This window comes from Rubripirellula tenax (assembly GCF_007860125.1).
Lineage (GTDB): Bacteria > Planctomycetota > Planctomycetia > Pirellulales > Pirellulaceae > Rubripirellula > Rubripirellula tenax.
The window spans coordinates 904,226-923,165 of sequence record NZ_SJPW01000002.1; the positions used below are offsets into that span (position 1 = coordinate 904,226).

Sequence of the window (18,940 nt, forward strand, 5' to 3'; positions counted from 1 at the left end):
ACCTCAGTTCTGTGGGACCAGATGTGAGAGAGGATTGCTTAAAAAGGGACTCGAGCGGCCGAGTGGATCGTGCGGGCGATCCGAGGCCACCGAGTCTTGATGAACGACTGCCAAAAACGGGACTTCCGAAATCGGAAGCAAACGATTCCTAGACGCGTCGTTTCTTGCGTGGGCGACATCCGTTGTGCGGGATGGGCGTCACTTCTTCGATCAACTTGACGTTCAAGCCGGCCGCTTGCAGAGACGTGATCGCGCTTTCGCGACCCGATCCGGGACCCTTCACCTTCACTTCGACATCACGCATGCCAAACTTGGTTGCCTTTTCAGCCGCCTGTTGAGCGGCGCACTGGCCGGCAAATGGCGTGCTTTTGCGGCTTCCCTTGAACCCACTCGTGCCGGCACTTGCCCAACAAAGCGTGTCGCCCTTCGGGTCCGTGATGGTCACAGTCGTGTTGTTGAATGTCGCGTGAATGTGCGCGACACCACTGGTGACGTTGCGGCGAACGCGTTTCTTTTTGTTGGTCTTTGCCACTGCAAAGGTCTCATGATGGATAAAGGTGGTGGGCTTAAAAACAAACGATCAACCCCTGCAAACGCGAGGGGATGACCGGAATGACGGTACATGAACCGCCGAAAGGCATCAGAGCCAGTCCGAAGACCCGGACTAGCGAAGGTCCTTGACGCCCTTCTTGCCGGCGACCGTCTTTCGCGGGCCCTTTCGAGTCCGCGCGTTGGTTTTGGTTCGTTGCCCGCGAACAGGCAAGCTGGATCGGTGCCGCATGCCGCGGTACGACTTAATCTCACGCAAACGGCTGATGTTTTGCGCGACATAACGACGAAGGGGACCTTCGACGGTGTAGTTCTGCTCGAGCATCCCTGCGATTTGACCGAGTTCATCCTCGTTCAGATCACTGGCCGGGCGATCCGGGTCAATACCCAACTTCTCGCAAACCTCGCGAGCGCTATACAGCCCGACGCCGTATAAATAGGTCAGCGAGTATTGGATTTTTTTGTCGTTGGGAATATCAACGCCCATCAAACGGGGCATAACCAGACTCCGGTGAAAGTTTCATCAGGTAGGTGGACGGAAGCGGACACTTACCCAAAAGGTTTGCAAAGGTTCCGCTAAGAATCCCGGAATATACAGACCGGCCCCCTTTTTGCTCAAGTGGCATGAGGCACGTTTTTTCTAGGAATTTCGTCGCCGCATCCGAAAAAACTCTGTGGGCACGTTGTCACGCGGGGAAGCGGGCACCCGAGTTCGCTCAAAAACCTGGAAATCGGCCATCGAAAAATCCAATTTTGTGTCGCCGCGGACGTTCGACCAGACCCGAGTCAGCCACACTTCTTGGCAAATTGGCATGAGCTGACGGTAGATTTCAGCACCGCCGACGACGAAAATCCTGGCATTACCCGCTTTTTCGATGGCAGATTCGGGGTCGCCCGCGACATCAACCTGCCCGTCTTGGTTTACTCCCGTGGGTTTCCACGCGGCATTCCGGGTCACCACAATCGTCCGGCGACCCGGCAAAGGCCGACCGATCGATTCGTAGGTCTTGCGGCCCATGATCAAAACGCCACCCATCGTCATGGCCTTGAAGCGTTGCAAGTCGGCGCGAAGCCGCCACGGCATATCGCCATCCAGCCCGATCGTACCATCAGGAGTCATCGCGACGATCGCCACGATCGGCCACGTACTAGGCGGAACCCGGTCACTGCCATCCTCGCCAACACCCAAGTCCTCGCCCCCCACCTAACAGCCTGTTGAAAAAGGGGTCTGACCCTCTCCGACGTTTCGATTTCACAATGTTTCAGCAACGTCTCCAAAGGGTCAGCCCCCTTTTTCAACAGGCTGCTAAACCGCTACCACGGCTTTGATCGCTGGATGCGGGTCGTAATCAACCAAGGTAAAGTCGTCGAAGTCGAAACCGTCCACCGACGCAGGCGTATTCTTGATTTGCATCGTCGGCAAGGGACGCGGGTGCCGTGAAAGCTGCTCGCGCGCCTGATCGAAATGATTGCGGTAGAGATGCAGATCGCCAAGCGTATGAACAAACTCGCCCGGTTTCAGCCCCGTGACTTTCGCCATCATCATGGTCAAGAGCGAGTAACTAGCGATATTAAATGGAACGCCCAGAAACATGTCGGCGCTGCGCTGATACAAATGGCACGACAGCCGATCACCCGCCACATAGAACTGGAACATGACGTGGCACGGCGGCAGCGCCATTTGCCCGACATCCGCGACATTCCACGCCGAAACCATCAGCCGTCGCGATTGCGGATTGGTTCGAATTTCGTTTTGAACCCAGGCGATTTGGTCAATCGTCGAACCATCGGGCTTCGGCCATGACCGCCACTGGTGCCCGTAAACCGGGCCCAGGTCGCCCTGTTCGTCGGCCCATTCGTCCCAGATGCGGACACCATTGTCTTTGAGATACTTGATATTGGTATCACCGCGAAGAAACCACAAAAGCTCATAAATAACAGAGCGAACGTGGATTTTCTTTGTCGTCAGCAGCGGAAAACCCTGAGCCAAGTCGAATCGCATTTGACGACCGAACAACCCTCGTGTTCCGACGCCTGTGCGGTCTTCGCGGTCCAGTCCGTCATGAAGGACTTCGTCTAAGAGTTGCAAGTACGTGCGCATGTTGGTTCGCCCGATTGGTGTCCGCTCGAGTGCATCATGTAGAGGCCACAGGGACCGATCCTGGCTTGCTCCAGTCGAGGGTCCAGTGACGATCGCTTGTTATTTGAACGCACGGATCTTCAATGCCAAGCCCCTGCGTCATTTCACGCACCTCTTCCATCGACAACGCGGCCCAAAATGACTGTCGCAGCAATTGTTCGGCGGCCGGGCTTTGACCGGCCGAGTGGACTTTGACCAAGGCTTCGATTTCGGCTTCGGTATCGGGGCGAAACAGATCTCGAAGAAAGACGCACCCGCCCGGACGAACCAATCGCATCGCCGTCACCAGTCCTTGCTCTGGAACATCGAGATGATGCAGGACGCTATTGCTGATGACCCCGTCCGCCATGCCGTCGTCGTAAGCGTCCATCTTCGCTACATCCGCGTGCTGCAGCATGATTCGGTCGAGCATCCCCGCGATGTCGATTTCCATTTTGGCGATCTCCAGCATTTCGACTTCGTTGTCGATCGCCATGACCTGCACATTGGGGTGACTCTGGCAAAGCAGGATCGGAATCTCGGCAGGTCCGCACCCAAGGTCAATGACTCGGGGCCCCGACGAAAACACGGCCGCCGTCTGATGGATCGCAGCAGCTTGGACGACTCCTCCCGCACGACCCAAGAAATCGTCGACGAATTGCTGGTTCACAGACCTGTGATCCATGTCGTGATATTCGATGGCTTCGTCGCGGGCATTGACGGGACTGGGCTCAGGAACTCGAAAGGTTGGCATAGCGGATCCGTTTGCGGGGCATGGGTGTGGGAGCAATAGCCAGTGTGACGGCCCGGTCGGGAAAACTTGGTCCGTTCCGAATGCGATTTCCGCAATGTCGGCAACTCACTGCGTTATCGAGGTCTGCTTCTCGCGTTTTAATTGAAGACCAAATTGCGCCGACAGCTCCCAAATACTAAGCCTGAGGCGAGATTCAACCACCTTGTTGATGGGTTTCGTTGCCAATCGCTTGACGGCGCCCTCATATTCGGAAACATCTCTAGGATCTTTGATATCCAATTTGTGGTGTTTAGCGTGATATTTGGGATCACGCGAACTAACTTGGGATCCAACCAGGCCGGGGGGTGCTGCGAGCTACAGAGCCAGAATTGCCAGACACGGAAATACCGTTCGGCGATTTTGAGTTCGGCGGCCAATCGCTGCTCCTATTTTTCTGTGTGCAGGATCCTTGGATATGAATCGGAAGACAGACAGCTTGATCGCCCCATCCGGCGATGCCCCTGATACCTGGGCGGTGATTTCGCCGCGCGACTTGATGAATGTGATTCAACATCGACTGCCGAGCGTTGCACTCACTGCGGTTTTAACAACCGCGGCCGTGGTTGGATTATTGGTGGCTTGGCCCAACGAGTACATCAGCGACGGGTTGTTCTACGCTCGACTCGGTCGCGGCGCCGTTGCGATCGACCCGACGACCGAACCGGGGCGTTCCGTCTCGCTGCAGGACAGCCGGTCATCCGAAGTGGCAAGTATCTCACAGATGCTGGGCAGTCGTGAGATCGCCGATCGTGTGGTGCGAAAAGTCGGCGCACGCGAAATCAATTTTGAACGGACCTGGGTCGACCGCGCGACCCGTGCGATCGGCAACGCGGCCAAACGATTTTCATTCAAATCGGACACCAGCGGCGATTCGATAGAGCGGGCGGAATACGATCGCCAGATCGCTCACGAAGCCGCCGTCAAACGGGTCGTCCATTCAGTCGCCATTGAGGTACCCAAAAACAGCTACACGATCTCGGTCACCTCGAAATTCAACGACCCCATCGTCGCTCAAAAAATTGTCCAATCGATCATGGACGAGTATGGCGCGTATCACGTCGAAGCACACAACTCGACGGGGTCACTCGGTTTTTTTGAACAGCAAACCGAATCCAGCCAGTCCGATGCGATCGAAGCTCGCAAGAAACTGCAGCAAGCCAAAAGCCAAATGGGATGGATGAGCACCGTCTCGGCGGAAGAATCGCTTCGCCAACGGATCCTTAACCTCGAGCTATCGCTCGACCAAACCAACAGCGAACTTGCCGACGCTAGCAGCAAAGCTAAATCCATTGCCGAACGCTTAGAAACGATTGAAGAGTGGATTCCGATGGAAACCACCAAGGTCGCGAACAACGCGGTCGACGGAATGCGAACCCAACTCTATGGCTACAAGTTGCAAGACGGCGAAGAACTATCGAAGGTGACGGCCAGCCACCCACGCTACAAAATTTTGCGTGACAAAATCATCCAAGGCGAAGACATCGTCAACGCGGCGGAAGACGATCGCGAGCAAACGGTCGAAGCTCGAAACCCATTGCGATTGAGTCTGGAAACCGACTACCAGACCGCGTTGACTACGGCCGCGGGGCACGCCAGCCGGCGAGATTCGCTTGCCAAAAGCCTTGAATCGGCCCACGCTGATTTGCAACGACTTAACGATGATGCGGTCGTTTTAGCGGAATTGAATTGGGCTGCCGACATCGCTGAGAAAAACTATCTCAGCCATTCGCGAAGCCTCGAAAGTTCGCGAATGATGCAAGAATTGGACAACCAAAAAATGTCCGACGTTTCAGTGATCCAGAACGCATCACTGAACTTAGAAAAGGTCGGCCCACCTCGAGCGATCTTGGCCTGTATCGGCGCGATGCTCGGATTGTGCTTGGGAATGATCCAGGCTCTCGTTCGTGGTGTTGCGGCACCGCGTCGATCAGATCGTCGTTCGACCGTTCGCCCAAGCGTGCCTCGGCCGAAGACTCGGTCGACCGACGCTAACCATGTTTCGATCAATGCGGACTTGGCACTCCACGACAATGCTGCGGAAGAGATCGGCTATGTCTCCTCCGTCCCGCGGTAAGAGTCGCGTCCCACCTGAATCTGCACCCCTCCGTTTTTCCTACCAAATTTCCTCTGCAAAGGATTTCCATAGTGCTTGGAGCCTTGATCCGCGATTGGAGTCAACGTTTGCCTTTACTCGGCGTGCGTGATCGTTTGCTGTTAAGCGAAGTCGAATTCAGTCGACAAGTCGCTTGCGAACGCGTCCGCGCAACGCGTCGATCGATTCCTTTCTGCATCATTGCAATCAAGCTGATCGCCCGCGACCAACGGCGCACCAAGACGCAACAGATGCTGCGTTTACTGCATCACAACCTGCGGATGACTGACCAAAAAGGGATGCTCGAACAGGGGCAATTCGGAATCCTGCTTGTCGACACGCCTGAGATGGGCGGACGATCGGCAATCGATCGGCTGGCCGAAGTCATGCGGACGAACAATCTAAATGTTGACATGAAATTGCGTGTCCACGATCCAAGTGGTTTCGGTGCCGACGACTCGGACGGTGGCCTGCCGCCAAAATCCATGCTTCGCCGGCGTGGCGAAAGCGTGGACACCAGTGACGCAGACGGCTTCGCGGTTTGCCGAACGGGCGACAACGCCCAAGACGCAATCGTTGCGGTCACGCATGACGATCCGCTCGTGCGATCACCGCTGATGCGAATGATGGCCAAACGGACGGTCGACATTGTCGGTGCATCGGTCGGTTTGACCCTGCTCAGTCCGGTGATCTTGGGCGCGATGCTGAAGATCAAACTGGAAGACGGTGCTGCGCCGGTTTTCAAGCAGACTCGCGAAGGTTTCCGCGGCAAACCGTTCACGATCTACAAGTTGCGTACGATGGTCGTTAATGCCGAAAATCGGCAAGCCGAACTGCGGCACCAAAGCCATCGCGACGGACCAGCGTTCAAAATCAAGAACGATCCAAGGATCACCAAAACGGGACAGTTTTTGCGACGCACCTGCATCGACGAATTGCCACAGCTTTGGAATGTTCTCAAAGGCGACATGTCGCTGGTCGGTCCACGCCCCCTGCCTTGGCACGAAAGCCGTGCGTGCGTCGGTTGGCACCGTCGGCGATTGGACGTCCGCCCTGGGATGACGTGCTATTGGCAGGTAAACAAGGCCAACATTGAATCGTTCGACGATTGGATGCGACTGGACCTTCGCTATCTCGAACGCTTTGGCTTGGTCGAAGATTTCCGATTGATCTTCCAAACCATCAAAGTTCCTATATTGGGTCGCGGGAGCGAGTGATATTTCGGTGACCTTGCTTGAATCACAAACCGCAGGGATGCAGGCGAAAAACACTTCAAGGATTGATGCGAAAGTCGTGTTTCTGACGCACTACATCCCGCTTTATCAAGTGCGGGTGTTGCAGTCGTTGGCTGCGTCGATCAGTGATTTCCAGGTCCTGTTGAGTACGCCGATCGAACCGAATCGTGATTTCACACCCGACTGGACGGGCTTGGATGTTTCCGTGCAAGACACATGGACGTTCCGCCGCAAATGGAAACATCGCGAAGCGGGCTTCGACGACTCGCTCTATGTCCACATTCCCTACGACACGACGTCACGGCTGAAGAAACTGAATCCCGACGTTGTCATGTCGCTCGAATTGGGTGCGAGGTCCGTCGGCGCCGCGATGTACTGCCTGCGAAACCCGCAAACCAAACTGGTGCTTTGCACCTACATGAGCGAACGAACCGAACAGGGACGTGGCGTGCTGCGTGGGATGATCCGAAAAGGCCTGATCAAGCGAGCAGACGCGATCACCTACAACGGACCATCGTGCCATCAATACCTGAAACAAATCGGTGCACCCGAGGAACAACTGTTCCCCCTTCCGTATGCCGCCGATGACCGCACGCTTTATCACGGCCCAGTCGGTCGGTGTGATGACGCGACGCGACATCGATTGCTTGTCGTTGGACAATTGAGCGAGCGGAAGGGCGTCCTGCCCCTCGTGGAACAGGTATCACAGTATGCCCTCGAAAATCGCGCCCGGAACATCGAATTGGTGTTCGCCGGCAACGGCCCGCTTCGTGACGAGATCCAATCGATCGTCGGTCCCGAAAATCTGACCGTGAGTGTGCTCGGGAATCTGACACCGACCGAACTGTCCGAGGAAATGCTTCGTTGTGGTGCGATGATCGCTCCTTCGCTGGCCGACGAATGGATGCTCGTCGTGAATGAATCGCTGCATGCCGGACTGCCCGTGATCGGCAGCATCCATGCCCAAGCCGTGACAACTTTGATTCGCGATGAGGTCAACGGTTGGCAGTACGATCCACAGGTCGACGAGAGCTTGGCGCGAGTTCTCGATCGATACTTTAACGCCTCAAGTGAAGCGATTGGCAAAATGCGAATCGCCGCCCGTGAATCGGTTTCCGATCGGACTCCAGAGTGGGCTGCCGCCGGCGCGCTCGACGCGATTCGACACGTTTTGAAATCAAAATCATGAGTCGACCGATCGCAAGCCTGTCGATGGACCTGGACAACAAGTGGGCCTACCTGCGCGCCGCTGGACGTCCTGATTGGGCCGAGCGACCGGGCTATTTGCCGCTGGTCATCGATCGCATTGTTGATGTCTTGGGCGAATTGGACTTGCCTTTGACCGTCTTTATCGTTGGTCGAGACTTGGCCGGTGACGGCAATGACGAGTCGGAAGCGATCCGTCAATTTGGTCAGCTGCAATCGTGGGAACCGGCCAACCATTCGCTGAATCATTTACCGTGGATGCACACGATGGAAGCCGCCGAGATCGCGGACGAAATCGAAACCACACACCATCGCATTCTCGCCGCGACGGGCCGACGACCGCTGGGGTTTCGTGGCCCCGGCTTCAGTTGCCCCGACGAAGTGCTGCGGGTGCTTGCGGAACACGACTACGTGTACGACGCGTCGATCTTTCCGACGTCGATTGCGCCGATCGCGCGGATGGTGTTCTTGATCAAGAGCGACTTGAAAGGCGAACAACGCGAGAAGGCCAAGAAACTCTACGGCGGATTCTCGTCGCTTCGGCAACCCAACCGTCCGTTTCGTCGTGCGGTGGACGGTCATCAGTTGTGGGAAATGCCGGTCACGGTGATGCCGATCACGCGAACGCCGATCCATTTCAGTTACTTCACCTATTTGGCCAGTTTTTCGACGCTGGCGGCAAAGACGTACCTTCGCACCGCGCTGCGGATGTGCAAGCTGACAAACACGCCGCCGTCGCTCCTGTTGCACCCGCCCGATTTCTTGGGTCACGATGACGATTCCGACATGGCCTATTTCCCTGCGATGAACATGAGTCGCCAAGAAAAGCTTTCGATCGTCCGCTGGGGACTCAAACTGTACGCTGAATCGTTTGATGTATCCTTGATGATCGATCAATTGAAAGCCGCGGATCGCTCGATCGCGTCGTCGATCCAAACCCAAAAGCACACGCCGCAACCATCCACCGTTACTAACTGAGTCAAAAAGAAGATGATCGATCTCGGCAAACGAAGTGTCGTTGGCATCAACGTCAATGCGATCGACTACGAAGCCGCCGTTGCCAAAGTCATTGAGGCAGGCAAGGCTCGCCGACCGATGTCTGTGACGGCGTTGGCTGTTCACGGCGTGATGACCGGCGTCAGCGATGCCCAGCACAAGTACCGGCTAAACCAATTCGATCTGGTTTGCCCGGACGGCCAGCCCGTCAAATGGGCGTTGAACCAAATTCATGGCTGCGGACTGGGCGACCGCGTCTACGGCCCGGAACTGACGCTGCGACTTTGCGAAGCGGCGGCGAAGCATGATGTGCCGATCTATTTGTTCGGCGCGACCACCGACATGTTGGACCAGTTCGCCGATCGCCTTTGCGAGAAGTTCCCGGGACTTAAGATTGCCGGACGCCGGGCATCACGCTTCCGCACGCTGTCGACGGAAGAACGCGACGAGTTGGCCGACGAGATCAACGCCAGCGGCGCGGGCCTATGTTTCGTCGGGTTGGGGTGCCCGCGGCAAGAAGTGTTTGCCTACGAAATGCGTGATCGTGTTTCCATGCCATTGGTTGCGGTCGGTGCGGCGTTCGCCTTTCATGCCGGGATGCTGGAACAGGCGCCGCCATGGATGCAGCGGAATGGGCTGGAGTGGTTCTTTCGACTGACTCGCGAACCGAAACGGCTGTGGAAACGCTACTCGACGACCAACCCCGCATTTGCGACCTTGGCGATCCTGCAAAAGCTGAAGCTCTATTCGGCGAAGACGGATACGGGTACCCCGCCGGCGGATGATGTGCTGTTCGGATAGGCCGGCTGGGGCGAGTTGATGGGTTTTGACGGTCCAGTAATCGGAACCTAAGGGCACCGCGATGTCCGATCGCCGCTGCGCCCTTGCGGGCACGCAATCAGGCGGGATAATCGGGGACTATCGCAAAAGTCAACCGCTTCCCCGTCTTACAGAACAGGTATCTGTCATGCCTTTGGTCCCCCTCCGCGTTGTCCTCGATCACGCTGCCGAAAACAATTACGGCGTCGCCGCGTTCAACGTCAACAACATGGAACAAATCCAGTCGATCATGGAAGCGGCTGAAGAAACCGATTCGCCCGTGATCATCCAAGCGTCACGCGGCGCTCGCTCGTATTCGCAAGACGCCTACCTGCGTCACCTGATGATCGCTGCGACGGAACTGTACCCGCACATTCCGATCGTCATGCACCAAGACCACGGCAACAGCCCCGAGACCTGTCAATCGGCGATCGACAACGGTTTCACCAGCGTGATGATGGACGGGTCGCTAAAGGAAGACGGCAAGACGCCCGCCGACTATGACTACAACGTCAAAGTCACCTTGGCCGTCGTCAAAGCGGCCCACTCGCAAGGCGTTTCGGTCGAAGGCGAACTCGGTTGCCTCGGCTCGCTCGAATCGGGCGAAGGCGAACAAGAAGACGGCCACGGCGCGGTCGGCGAACTGACCCACGACCAACTGTTGACCGACCCCGACGAAGCACAACGCTTTGTCGAAGAAACCGGCGTCGACGCATTGGCCGTTGCGATCGGAACCAGCCACGGTGCTTACAAGTTCACCAAGAAGCCGACCGGCGAAGTGTTGGCGATGGACCGCATTGAAGCCATTCACGCCAAGCTGCCCAACACCCACTTGGTCATGCACGGCTCGTCGAGCGTCCCGCAAGAATTGCAGGACATCATCAACAAGTACGGCGGCAAGATGAAGCAAACCTACGGTGTGCCCGTCGAAGAAATCCAACGCGGTATCAAGAGTGGTGTTCGCAAGATCAATGTCGACACCGATTGCCGCATGGCGATCACCGGTGCGATCCGCAAGGTCTTGACCGAAGATCCAGGCGCGTTTGATCCACGTGCGTACTTGAAGCCCGCCCGCGCGGCGATGAAGGACGTTTGCGTCGCCCGCATGACGGCGTTCGGCCAAGCCGGCAACGCATCGAAGTTGCGCAAGGCCATGGGCGTCACTGCCTAGTCCGGTGGTAAACCGGCGGCTGATCGACGCTTTTGATACTCACGTTGCCCGTCGTGGCAACGTGAGTGCGTTGGTGTCTCGCCGCCGATCGTGTGAGTTAAAAGCGGGTGAATTGATAACGGCGACTTGGGCAGAACTTGCTCGCGCCGTCGATGCTCGCTCGGCTGCTTTCTCGAATCTTCCGTTCTCTCGCATCCCTTCGGACAACACGTTCGAACAGATCGTCGACATCCTGGCGGCGATGCGGGCGGGTGTCATGGAAGTTTCGGTCGATCCGCGTTCGGCACCCATGGCCGACGGGCCGGTCGACGTCGGTGGCGATGCAGCGATTGTTCTGCAAACCAGCGGAACGACTTCACAGCCCAAGGGTGTCGTGTTAACGCACGACAACTTGTACGGCAATGCGGCGGCAAAGCTGGCCGCCGTTCCGCAATCCAACGACGACGTTCGATTGACCGTTTTGCCGCTCTCGCACGCCTATGCCAGAACCAGTGACTTTGGCACTTGGCTGATCAGCGGTTGCACGCTGGCAGTGACACACGGCTTTGAAGGCTTGATTCAGCTTGCGCCGTTGGTTTCTCCGACGTTGATGAACGTCGTTCCGTCGATCGCCTACCGACTGCTCCAGCATGACTTGGACGCGATCGGATTGGAGCGACTGCGGTTGCTTGGCTGCGGAGGCGCGCCGATTTCGGTCGCAGCATTCGAGCAATTCAAGCGACTCGGGGTGACGGTGATCCAGGGATACGGCTTGACCGAAACGGGACCCGTGATTTGCAGCGCGACGCCCGACAATGCGACGGCGGGTTTCGTTGGCGACTTTGTCGACGGATGGGAGCATGAAATTCGCGACGGTGAATTGTTCGTCCGCGGGCCGCACGTGATGAAAGGGTACTGGGGCGATGAACAGGCGACGCGAAATAAAGTCGACGCCGAGGGTTGGTTACGGACCGGCGATTTGGTCCAGCGTGATGCGGCAACGGGTCAGCTTCAAATTCTCGGCCGCGTCGACGATGTGATCGTGATGGACAACGGCCGAAAAATTTCGCCGTCGCCGATCGAGCGAGACGTCGAACAACTCGCCGGCGTCCGCCACGCGATGCTGGTTTGGCGAACACGGCTTGAGCTGTGGATCGATGGTGATGCGAGCGAGACCGAAATCCGCGCATTGCTATTGAAGCATCCCGAATGCCGCCGCGCGACCGTCCATCGCTTCGATCCACCGTTATCGATCGAGCAAGGCGAACTGACCGCGAAGGGAACGATCCGCCGAAAGGTCGTCCAACGACGCTATGCCGGGTCGTAGGCGTCGCTGCCCAGGCCGCGGCCTCGCGGGATGAATTTGCACATCAGGATGCCCAACATGTACAAGAACATCAGCGGGATCGCCAACGCGATCATGCTGGTCACGTCGGCCGGCGTCACGATCATCGCGATCACGTTGATCACCAGTACCGCGACCTTCCAGCTATCGATGAAGGCCTGTGTCTCCAGCAGCCCGATGCGTTGGATGAACAACATCACCAGTGGCAATTGGAACGCGATTCCGAATCCCAGTGGCAGCATCAGAACGAAGTTGACGTAGTACGAAAGCCGCGGCTCGATGGCGACATCCATGGAACCGTTGAACGCCAACAGGAATGCCAACACATAATGCAGCACCAGAAAGAACGCCAAGATCACACCGCTGATGAAAAGCAACACGGAGATCGGCAGATAGACGTACACATAGCGTCGCTCGTGGTCATGAAGTCCCGCCGCCACGAATGACCAGATGTGATAGAAAATCATCGGCGATGCAAAGACAGCACCGACGATCAATCCGGCTTTGACCCAGATCATGAACGGCTCTTCCATCTTCAACGAACTGAGGCCGGTCTTGTTTTGACGCAGTTGAAGACGTGGCTTCAGTTTCGCCGGGTCGGGAATCGATCCCAGGATATTGGCCAACTCTCGAGGCTCGATCGTGACCTGAGCGGTTTCGTCGGTGGACGTTTGGCCCGACACCGAAACATCGGCATCGCTCGCCGGTGGCACCACGGCCCGCAACGAATCCATCGTTAGGTTTTGATATTCTTCGGGAACGTCGTAGACGATCTCCGCGACCAGTGATCCGCCCGAAAGGAAGGCCCGAAGCGGTTTGACTTCGTCGGATTTCGGATCGTAACCCATCCGATACAAGTCGCGATCGGCCTGGAATTCGCGGATCGCAGATTCCAGCGGTTTTTGAATGAACAAAATCACGCTGTCAGCGAAGAACAACCCGAACAACATCCCGAAGGTCAACCACATGATTGCCTTCACCAAACTTTGGCGAAGTTCATCCAGGTGCTCCCCGAACGTCATCGTCGAATTGTCAAACAGGTCGTCTTTGGGGCGAGCCAATCGGTCCACGAATCGTGTCTCACATGGGCCAGAATCTGCTCTGGCGTTAAAAAGGGACGTATATTTCCAACAGTGTAACAGCCGGCGGCGAAAACGCCCGGGCCACCGATATCCTGAACGTCGCAAAATCTTGGTTGTCACCGACAAAAATACGCCGATGAATGCCTATCCGCTCACCTTTCACCCCGTTTTGAAGCAAACCATTTGGGGCGGTCGCCGCTTAGGCACCCAATTGGGCAAGCCCATCGGCGCAGATTCCAATTATGCCGAAAGTTGGGATATCGTCGATCATGGGGCTGACCAGAGCGTTGTCGCCGACGGTCCGCTGGCCGGAAAGACGTTGGCAGAAGTCATTGCGTCTAACCGCAAGTGGTTGCTCGGCGATGTAGATGTAAAGGGAATCGATTCGAAAGGATCGGGGCGGTTTCCGCTGCTGTTCAAATATCTCGATTGCAACCGCGTCCTGTCGGTCCAAGTTCACCCCGACGATCGATACGCCGCCCAGATGAGCCAACCCGACTTGGGAAAAACCGAAGCCTGGTATGTCGTTGCTGCCGATCCAGGAAGCCTGATTTATGCCGGTCTGAAATCGGACGTCAACAAAGCGACTCTGCGTGAAGCGGTGCAGGCGGGTCAAACCGAACAGGCACTGCATTCATTTCAGCCTCAGGTCGGCGACATCGTTTTCATCCCCGCCGGAACGGTACACGCCCTCGGTGCGGGTCTGGTGATTGCCGAAATCCAGCAATCCAGTGATACGACCTTCCGTTTGTTCGATTGGAATCGCGTCGACGAGCAAGGCAACAGCCGGCCGCTTCATATTTCAAAGAGCCTGGACGTGACGGACTATGCATCGGGTCCTGTGATGCCCCGGCGTCCGGACGAAGAAGTCGCAGGCTGGCAAACGATGGTCCAGAGCGACAAGTTCGTGATGCAATTGATGACCAAGGGCGTCGACACCCTCGGCGGCGACGGCAAGTTTCACATCGTGACCGTTCCACGCGGGCGAGTGACATTGGAATTCGCCGGCGAGACTCAGACACTCGGTGCGGGCACAACCATGCTGTTACCGGCGGCATCGTCGACGTGCAAAGTTGCGGTGCCATCGCCTGATTCCGTCGTGATGGCGTCGCACTTGCCGGACTGATGCGAACGACCCGAACTGGGTTCCACGATTCCTCAGGGATCGGAACGGAATGCTTGCTAAGCGTGGTGCCAGTCGGTCGATCGAGACCTTGATCCCACACGTCATTCCTTCGGGTGACAAAGTCGCTCTTACAAGTGACGGCGAAACCTATGTATGGTTGGCCGCGGGACGCCCCCCGATCAACCAGTTTCTTGGGAATTCATCGTCATGACAGGTCGCCGATTCGCGTCTCTTTCCAGTTTCGGTTTGGCTGCAATTGCGGCCATCGCCATTTCCGGATGTCGGGGTAACGGTTTTTTCCCGCCCGCCGGGCCGATGAACCAGCAACAAGCCAACGCGATCGCCCACGATCCGTTTCCTCAAAACGGCATCGCTCCGGACGAATTGGCGTCTCGACCACCGGATTACCAACAACCCCTGCCCGAAGCCGTGCGGAATCGACTGGTACCCGACGCGATGCCTTGGCTGGGACGTTAGTGATTGCTCGGATTGATCCACTACGGGATTGGACTCGGTTTTGGTAGGTTGGGTGGTTAACGCCCATTCAACTCCAAGACCATCATGCCTCGTAAAACCGCCAAGAAACGCCCCTCGAACTCCGCAGGCGATCCCTCCACGCTGCGTCTGCAACGTGTTTTGGCCGGCGCGGGCTTTGGTTCGCGACGCCAGTGCGAGGAATTGATCGAAGACGGCCGCGTCCACGTCGATGGCGTGGTCGTCGACAAACTGGGATCTTCGGTCGACCCGGAAACTCAAAAGATCCTGGTCGACGGCCAGCCGCTGCGGAAACAGAAAACGGTTTACTACGCCGTCAACAAACCCGTCGGTGTGGTCACGACCAATCGCGATCCCCAGGGCCGGCCGCGAGTCGTCGACTTGGTGCCACCCGACGAACGCGTGTTCCCGGTCGGTCGGTTGGACCTCAGCAGCGAGGGTCTGATCCTGCTGACCAACGACGGTGAACTGGCCCAGCAATTGACGCACCCCAGCTTCGGCGTGAAAAAAGTCTATCGCGTGATCGTCGCGGGCAAAGTCGAAAACGAAACGATGAAGAAGATGCGTGAAGGCATCTACATCGCCGAGGGCTTCGTCAAAGTCGATGGCGCGAAGCTGCTGAAGTCGAAAGCAAAATCGAGCGAGCTTGAAGTCACCCTTCGCGAAGGCAAGAACCGCGAAATCCGCCGCATCTTCGCCCGTTTCGGTCACAAGGTACAACAATTGCGCCGGATCGCTGTCGGACCACTGAAATTGGGGGACATGCCGCCGGGCGCGTACCGAGTCGTTGCTCGTGATGAAGTCGACAAGCTGTGGGCCGCCTGCGAAGCCGCCGAGAAAGAATCGGCCGCGACTTCGGCGCAAAAACGATCCAGTGGCGCCAAGCGAGCAGCAAAGAAGTACGGCGTAAAGGCTTCCAGTCGAACGACAAAACCGGGTGGCAATACGGCCGGGAAATCAAGCGGCAAGAAAGTCGGGCGTGCCGCAACGAAGTCGACGCCGGCGACGTTTTCGCTGCCGAAGAAACCTTCGAGTGGCGGCGTCATCATCGGCGGCGATGCGAGCCCGAAACTGGACCGCTCACAACAGAAAGAGCACGTCGTCCAACCGCGCCCCAAAGGCGGAAAGCGAAACGCGGCGGGGCGTGACGCCGATGGCGAAGGAACGCGATCAAGTCGACCACCATCTCGCGGCGCGAAGCGAAAAGGATTCAAGGGTAAGGGCGGCGGTGGCCGTTCTTCGGGACGAGGCACGAAGAAACGATAACGATGTCAAAACTGCATGCCGACTACTACGCCGATTCGATGGTGCAAATCGACGGCGCGATCGAATGGAATGAACCGGTTGGCGAAGAAACCTATCGCATCCGAATCGTTGCACCAACGCTCGCCGCGGCCGTGGTGCCGGGGCAATTCGTGATGATCCGGATCAAGGGAATCAACGCGCCACTGATCGGACGAGCCCTTGCGGTCTATGACGTGATCGCCGACGAATCGGGATCACTCCGGTGCATCGACTTGGTTTACCTTCGCAAAGGCGTGATGACGACGGCGCTGGCGAACTGCCAAGTCGGTACCGAAGTCACGGTGTGGGGACCGCTGGGCAATGGATTTTCTAATCGTCCGTGCGACCGACTGATCATGGCGGTTGGCGGTATCGGACAAACGCCGATGTTGCTGCTGGGCCAAGAGGCACTGGGTACGCGAACGTTCGGTGTCGACCGAGCGTCGGGATGGGCAAGCTCAGCGGAAATCATCTACGGCGCCCGGCGAGCAAGTCTGTTGGCCGGTGTCGACGATTTTCGCGGCGCCGGATTCGATGTCACCCTGTGTACCGACGATGGTTCCGTCGGCGAAAAACGTCTGGTGCCAGACGTCCTGGCCGAACGACTGTCCACAATCGAAGCGGGCACGCGAGTCCGTGTAGTGACGTGCGGCCCCGAAATCATGATGCAAAAAGTGGCTCAGACGTGTGAAGCCGCGGGCGTCGATTGCCAAGTCAGCATGGAAACGCCCATGGCGTGCGGCATCGGCATCTGTTTCTCATGCGTCGCCAAAATCCGCCAAGACGACGGTGAATGGGACTACAAACGGACCTGTGTCGAAGGCCCGATCTTTGACGCCGAGAAACTTTGCTGGGATTGAGTGCTGCGAAGCCCTCGCCGGTCTCTATGGCTTCGGTGCCGCCTCGGCCATCACGGCCAGGTCTTCGGCGCCAACGCGGGTGCAGAAATCGCCTAGTGACTCGGTGCCTTCTCGGTTCGCTTTGAACGCTGCGAAAATCGCGATTAGCTCATCCACCACGACGTCATCCGATACCAAGTCCTTGTAGATGAACGCCAATCGATTCCCCAGCCAACCGCCGCCGGCGAACACCGTGTACTTGTCCTTGGCTTTCCCAACCAACGCGATGTCCGCGTTGTAGGGACGAGCGCATCCGTTGGGGCAACCCGTCATTCGGATCGTGAATCTTTCTTTTGCCAATCCCAATTTCGCCAACGGTGCTTCTAAGCCATCGATGATGCTGGGCAGCCGACGCTCGCTTTCGGTAATCGCAAGTCCACACGTCGGAAGCGCTACGCACGACATCGACCAACGACGAACGGTGCTGGTGTCTTCGGTGATCGGCATTTGGTTCTGCTTGACCAGACCGATCAGCTTGTCTTTGTCCGCTTCGGCAATGTCGGTGAAGATCACGCTTTGGTGACCCGTCATACGAATTTCGGTTTTGAATTCGTGGCACACCGCACGCAAAGCCGCTTTGAGCTGGTGGTTGTTGTCGTCGTACAAACGGCCGTTTTCGATGTTCAAGCCATACGACCACTTGCCGTCGCCTTGCGCTTGCCAACCCATGTGATCGTCCACTTCGTGAACGTCGTCGGGCGTGCAGTCGGCCAACTTTTCGCCGTAGTACTTTTCGACTTCGGCGCGGAACTTTTCGATGCCCCACTCGGCGATCAGGTACTTCAGTCTCGCCACCTTACGGTCGGCGCGATTTCCGTTGTCGCGTTGAACTTGCAAAACACACTGGCAAACTGCGACAACTTGCTCGGGCGTCGCAAACGCCATTCGCTTGGCCAACGCCGGGAATGTCTTCGCCGCCGACGGCGTGGTGCCCATGCCGCCGCCGACCAACACGTTGTATCCGATCACGTTGTCGTCGCGGACGATCGCCAACAGCCCGATATCTTGGGTGTAAAGGTCGACGCAATTGTCGTCAGGAAAACCGATGCCCATTTTGAACTTACGCGGCAAGTACGTCGCACCGTAAAGCGGTTCAACGGCATCGCCACTGACGCGGCCATGAACGGTGGGACCCTCGTTGCCGCCGCCTTCCAGCGTCTTTTCGCCGGATTCGGGATCGGTTAGCCAAAGTTCGTGGTAGGCACTCGTTTGCGGCGCCATCGCGGTGGTCAACTCGTCGGTCAACGCTTCGATTTGGGCGTGAACGTTGCCGGTCCGCTTGGCCGGACAGCACATGATGTTTCGGTTCACGTCGCCGCAGGCGGCAAGTGTCGACAACGCCATATCGTTGATCCGCTTGATCGTCGGCCGCAGGTTGTCCTTCAGGATTCCGTGCAACTGGATCGTTTGGCGGGTTGTGATTTTCATTGTCGAGTTGCCCAGTTCTTCACAGGCATCCAGCATCGACAAAAACTGGTCTGATGTGATCCGACCACCGGGAATCCGCAGCCGCAGCATCATCGAATAGGCTTTTCCGCCGCCTTCCTTCTTGGCGGCTCCCCGTGCATCGCGGTCGTCTTGCTGGTACGAACCGTGAAACTTCAGCAATTGCAGATTGTCTTTATCGAAGTGGTCGACGGGAGCGGCGACTTCTTCACCGATCGTGCCCTTCAAATACTTGCTGGCGGTTTTGATCGATTCGACGGGGCTTAATTTTGGTGTGTCGGTAGACATCGAGACACAAATCCTG

The 18,940-nt window shown here is 57.2% G+C and carries 18 protein-coding genes; 11 read left to right on the forward strand and 7 right to left on the reverse strand.

What is annotated here, in order from left to right:
• Positions 1-148: 148 nt before the first annotated feature.
• The 5 genes from rpsK to Poly51_RS09140 form a co-directional block, all read right to left on the reverse strand.
• Positions 149-532, reverse strand: a complete 384-nt coding sequence (gene rpsK, locus Poly51_RS09120) for a 30S ribosomal protein S11 (protein WP_146456500.1) — start codon at positions 530-532, stop codon at positions 149-151.
• A gap of 132 nt (positions 533-664) precedes the next feature.
• Positions 665-1,036, reverse strand: coding sequence for a 30S ribosomal protein S13 (rpsM, locus tag Poly51_RS09125; RefSeq protein WP_146457304.1), 372 nt, complete (start codon positions 1,034-1,036; stop codon positions 665-667).
• Positions 1,037-1,189: 153 nt separating this feature from the next.
• The gene (locus tag Poly51_RS09130; RefSeq protein ID WP_390621758.1) at positions 1,190-1,738 is read right to left on the reverse strand and encodes a dihydrofolate reductase; all 549 of its coding nucleotides are present in this window, start codon (positions 1,736-1,738) and stop codon (positions 1,190-1,192) included.
• A 117-nt stretch (positions 1,739-1,855) separates the two neighbouring features.
• Positions 1,856-2,650, reverse strand: a complete 795-nt coding sequence (locus tag Poly51_RS09135) for a thymidylate synthase (protein ID WP_146456504.1) — start codon at positions 2,648-2,650, stop codon at positions 1,856-1,858.
• 34 nt (positions 2,651-2,684) lie between these two features.
• Positions 2,685-3,422: a class I SAM-dependent methyltransferase gene (locus Poly51_RS09140; RefSeq protein WP_146456506.1), complete on the reverse strand. Its 738-nt coding sequence runs from the start codon at positions 3,420-3,422 to the stop codon at positions 2,685-2,687.
• 454 nt (positions 3,423-3,876) lie between these two features.
• On the opposite strand from Poly51_RS09140, the gene Poly51_RS09145 reads away from it, so the two are divergent.
• From Poly51_RS09145 to Poly51_RS09175, 7 genes are all read left to right on the forward strand, one after another.
• Complete coding sequence (locus Poly51_RS09145; RefSeq protein WP_146456508.1) at positions 3,877-5,535, forward strand: GumC family protein; 1,659 nt, start codon at positions 3,877-3,879, stop codon at positions 5,533-5,535.
• A gap of 71 nt (positions 5,536-5,606) precedes the next feature.
• Positions 5,607-6,770: a sugar transferase gene (locus Poly51_RS09150; protein WP_246114370.1), complete on the forward strand. Its 1,164-nt coding sequence runs from the start codon at positions 5,607-5,609 to the stop codon at positions 6,768-6,770.
• A gap of 7 nt (positions 6,771-6,777) precedes the next feature.
• Positions 6,778-7,977: a glycosyltransferase family 4 protein gene (locus tag Poly51_RS09155; protein WP_246114371.1), complete on the forward strand. Its 1,200-nt coding sequence runs from the start codon at positions 6,778-6,780 to the stop codon at positions 7,975-7,977.
• Complete coding sequence (locus Poly51_RS09160; RefSeq protein ID WP_146456510.1) at positions 7,974-8,972, forward strand: polysaccharide deacetylase family protein; 999 nt, start codon at positions 7,974-7,976, stop codon at positions 8,970-8,972. Before Poly51_RS09155 ends, Poly51_RS09160 begins: the two co-directional genes overlap by 4 nt.
• 12 nt (positions 8,973-8,984) lie before the next feature.
• Positions 8,985-9,791, forward strand: coding sequence for a WecB/TagA/CpsF family glycosyltransferase (locus Poly51_RS09165; RefSeq protein ID WP_146456512.1), 807 nt, complete (start codon positions 8,985-8,987; stop codon positions 9,789-9,791).
• 166 nt (positions 9,792-9,957) lie between these two features.
• Positions 9,958-10,980 (forward strand): class II fructose-bisphosphate aldolase, encoded by a 1,023-nt coding sequence (gene fba, locus Poly51_RS09170; protein ID WP_146456514.1) that lies wholly within the window; start codon positions 9,958-9,960, stop codon positions 10,978-10,980.
• A gap of 73 nt (positions 10,981-11,053) precedes the next feature.
• Positions 11,054-12,286 carry an AMP-binding protein gene (locus Poly51_RS09175; RefSeq protein WP_146456516.1) on the forward strand — a complete coding sequence of 411 codons (1,233 nt, stop codon included), beginning with the start codon at positions 11,054-11,056 and terminating at the stop codon, positions 12,284-12,286.
• Here Poly51_RS09175 and tatC read toward each other — a convergent pair.
• On the reverse strand, positions 12,271-13,374 hold the full coding sequence (gene tatC, locus Poly51_RS09180; protein ID WP_146456518.1) for a twin-arginine translocase subunit TatC: 1,104 nt from the start codon (positions 13,372-13,374) through the stop codon (positions 12,271-12,273). The two genes, Poly51_RS09175 and tatC, sit on opposite strands and share 16 nt — an antisense overlap.
• A 148-nt stretch (positions 13,375-13,522) precedes the next feature.
• On the opposite strand from tatC, the gene Poly51_RS09185 reads away from it, so the two are divergent.
• The 4 genes from Poly51_RS09185 to Poly51_RS09200 all read left to right on the forward strand — a co-directional run bounded on the left by Poly51_RS09185 (position 13,523) and on the right by Poly51_RS09200 (position 17,151).
• On the forward strand, positions 13,523-14,512 hold the full coding sequence (locus tag Poly51_RS09185) for a type I phosphomannose isomerase catalytic subunit (RefSeq protein WP_146456520.1): 990 nt from the start codon (positions 13,523-13,525) through the stop codon (positions 14,510-14,512).
• 207 nt (positions 14,513-14,719) lie between these two features.
• On the forward strand, positions 14,720-14,989 hold the full coding sequence (locus Poly51_RS09190; protein WP_146456522.1) for a membrane or secreted protein: 270 nt from the start codon (positions 14,720-14,722) through the stop codon (positions 14,987-14,989).
• An 84-nt stretch (positions 14,990-15,073) separates the two neighbouring features.
• Positions 15,074-16,273: a pseudouridine synthase gene (locus Poly51_RS09195; protein WP_146456525.1), complete on the forward strand. Its 1,200-nt coding sequence runs from the start codon at positions 15,074-15,076 to the stop codon at positions 16,271-16,273.
• A gap of 2 nt (positions 16,274-16,275) precedes the next feature.
• Entirely contained in the window at positions 16,276-17,151 is an 876-nt protein-coding gene (locus tag Poly51_RS09200) for a dihydroorotate dehydrogenase electron transfer subunit (RefSeq protein ID WP_146456527.1), read from the forward strand.
• Between the two features lie 24 nt (positions 17,152-17,175).
• On the opposite strand, the gene Poly51_RS09205 is transcribed toward Poly51_RS09200, so the two are convergent.
• A complete protein-coding gene (locus Poly51_RS09205; protein ID WP_146456529.1) occupies positions 17,176-18,924 on the reverse strand; it encodes an NADPH-dependent assimilatory sulfite reductase hemoprotein subunit in 1,749 nt (582 codons plus the stop codon).
• Positions 18,925-18,940 lie beyond the last annotated feature (16 nt).

Coding starts and splice junctions, on each gene's coding strand:
- rpsM (WP_146457304.1), bottom strand. CDS start 1,036: ATGGGCGTTGATATTCCCAACGACAAAAAAATCCAATACTCGCTGACC.
- Poly51_RS09135 (WP_146456504.1), bottom strand. CDS start 2,650: ATGCGCACGTACTTGCAACTCTTAGACGAAGTCCTTCATGACGGACTG.
- Poly51_RS09140 (WP_146456506.1), bottom strand. CDS start 3,422: ATGCCAACCTTTCGAGTTCCTGAGCCCAGTCCCGTCAATGCCCGCGAC.
- Poly51_RS09145 (WP_146456508.1), top strand. CDS start 3,877: ATGAATCGGAAGACAGACAGCTTGATCGCCCCATCCGGCGATGCCCCT.
- Poly51_RS09160 (WP_146456510.1), top strand. CDS start 7,974: ATGAGTCGACCGATCGCAAGCCTGTCGATGGACCTGGACAACAAGTGG.
- Poly51_RS09165 (WP_146456512.1), top strand. CDS start 8,985: ATGATCGATCTCGGCAAACGAAGTGTCGTTGGCATCAACGTCAATGCG.
- fba (WP_146456514.1), top strand. CDS start 9,958: ATGCCTTTGGTCCCCCTCCGCGTTGTCCTCGATCACGCTGCCGAAAAC.
- Poly51_RS09185 (WP_146456520.1), top strand. CDS start 13,523: ATGAATGCCTATCCGCTCACCTTTCACCCCGTTTTGAAGCAAACCATT.
- Poly51_RS09190 (WP_146456522.1), top strand. CDS start 14,720: ATGACAGGTCGCCGATTCGCGTCTCTTTCCAGTTTCGGTTTGGCTGCA.
- Poly51_RS09195 (WP_146456525.1), top strand. CDS start 15,074: ATGCCTCGTAAAACCGCCAAGAAACGCCCCTCGAACTCCGCAGGCGAT.
- Poly51_RS09200 (WP_146456527.1), top strand. CDS start 16,276: ATGTCAAAACTGCATGCCGACTACTACGCCGATTCGATGGTGCAAATC.
- Poly51_RS09205 (WP_146456529.1), bottom strand. CDS start 18,924: ATGTCTACCGACACACCAAAATTAAGCCCCGTCGAATCGATCAAAACC.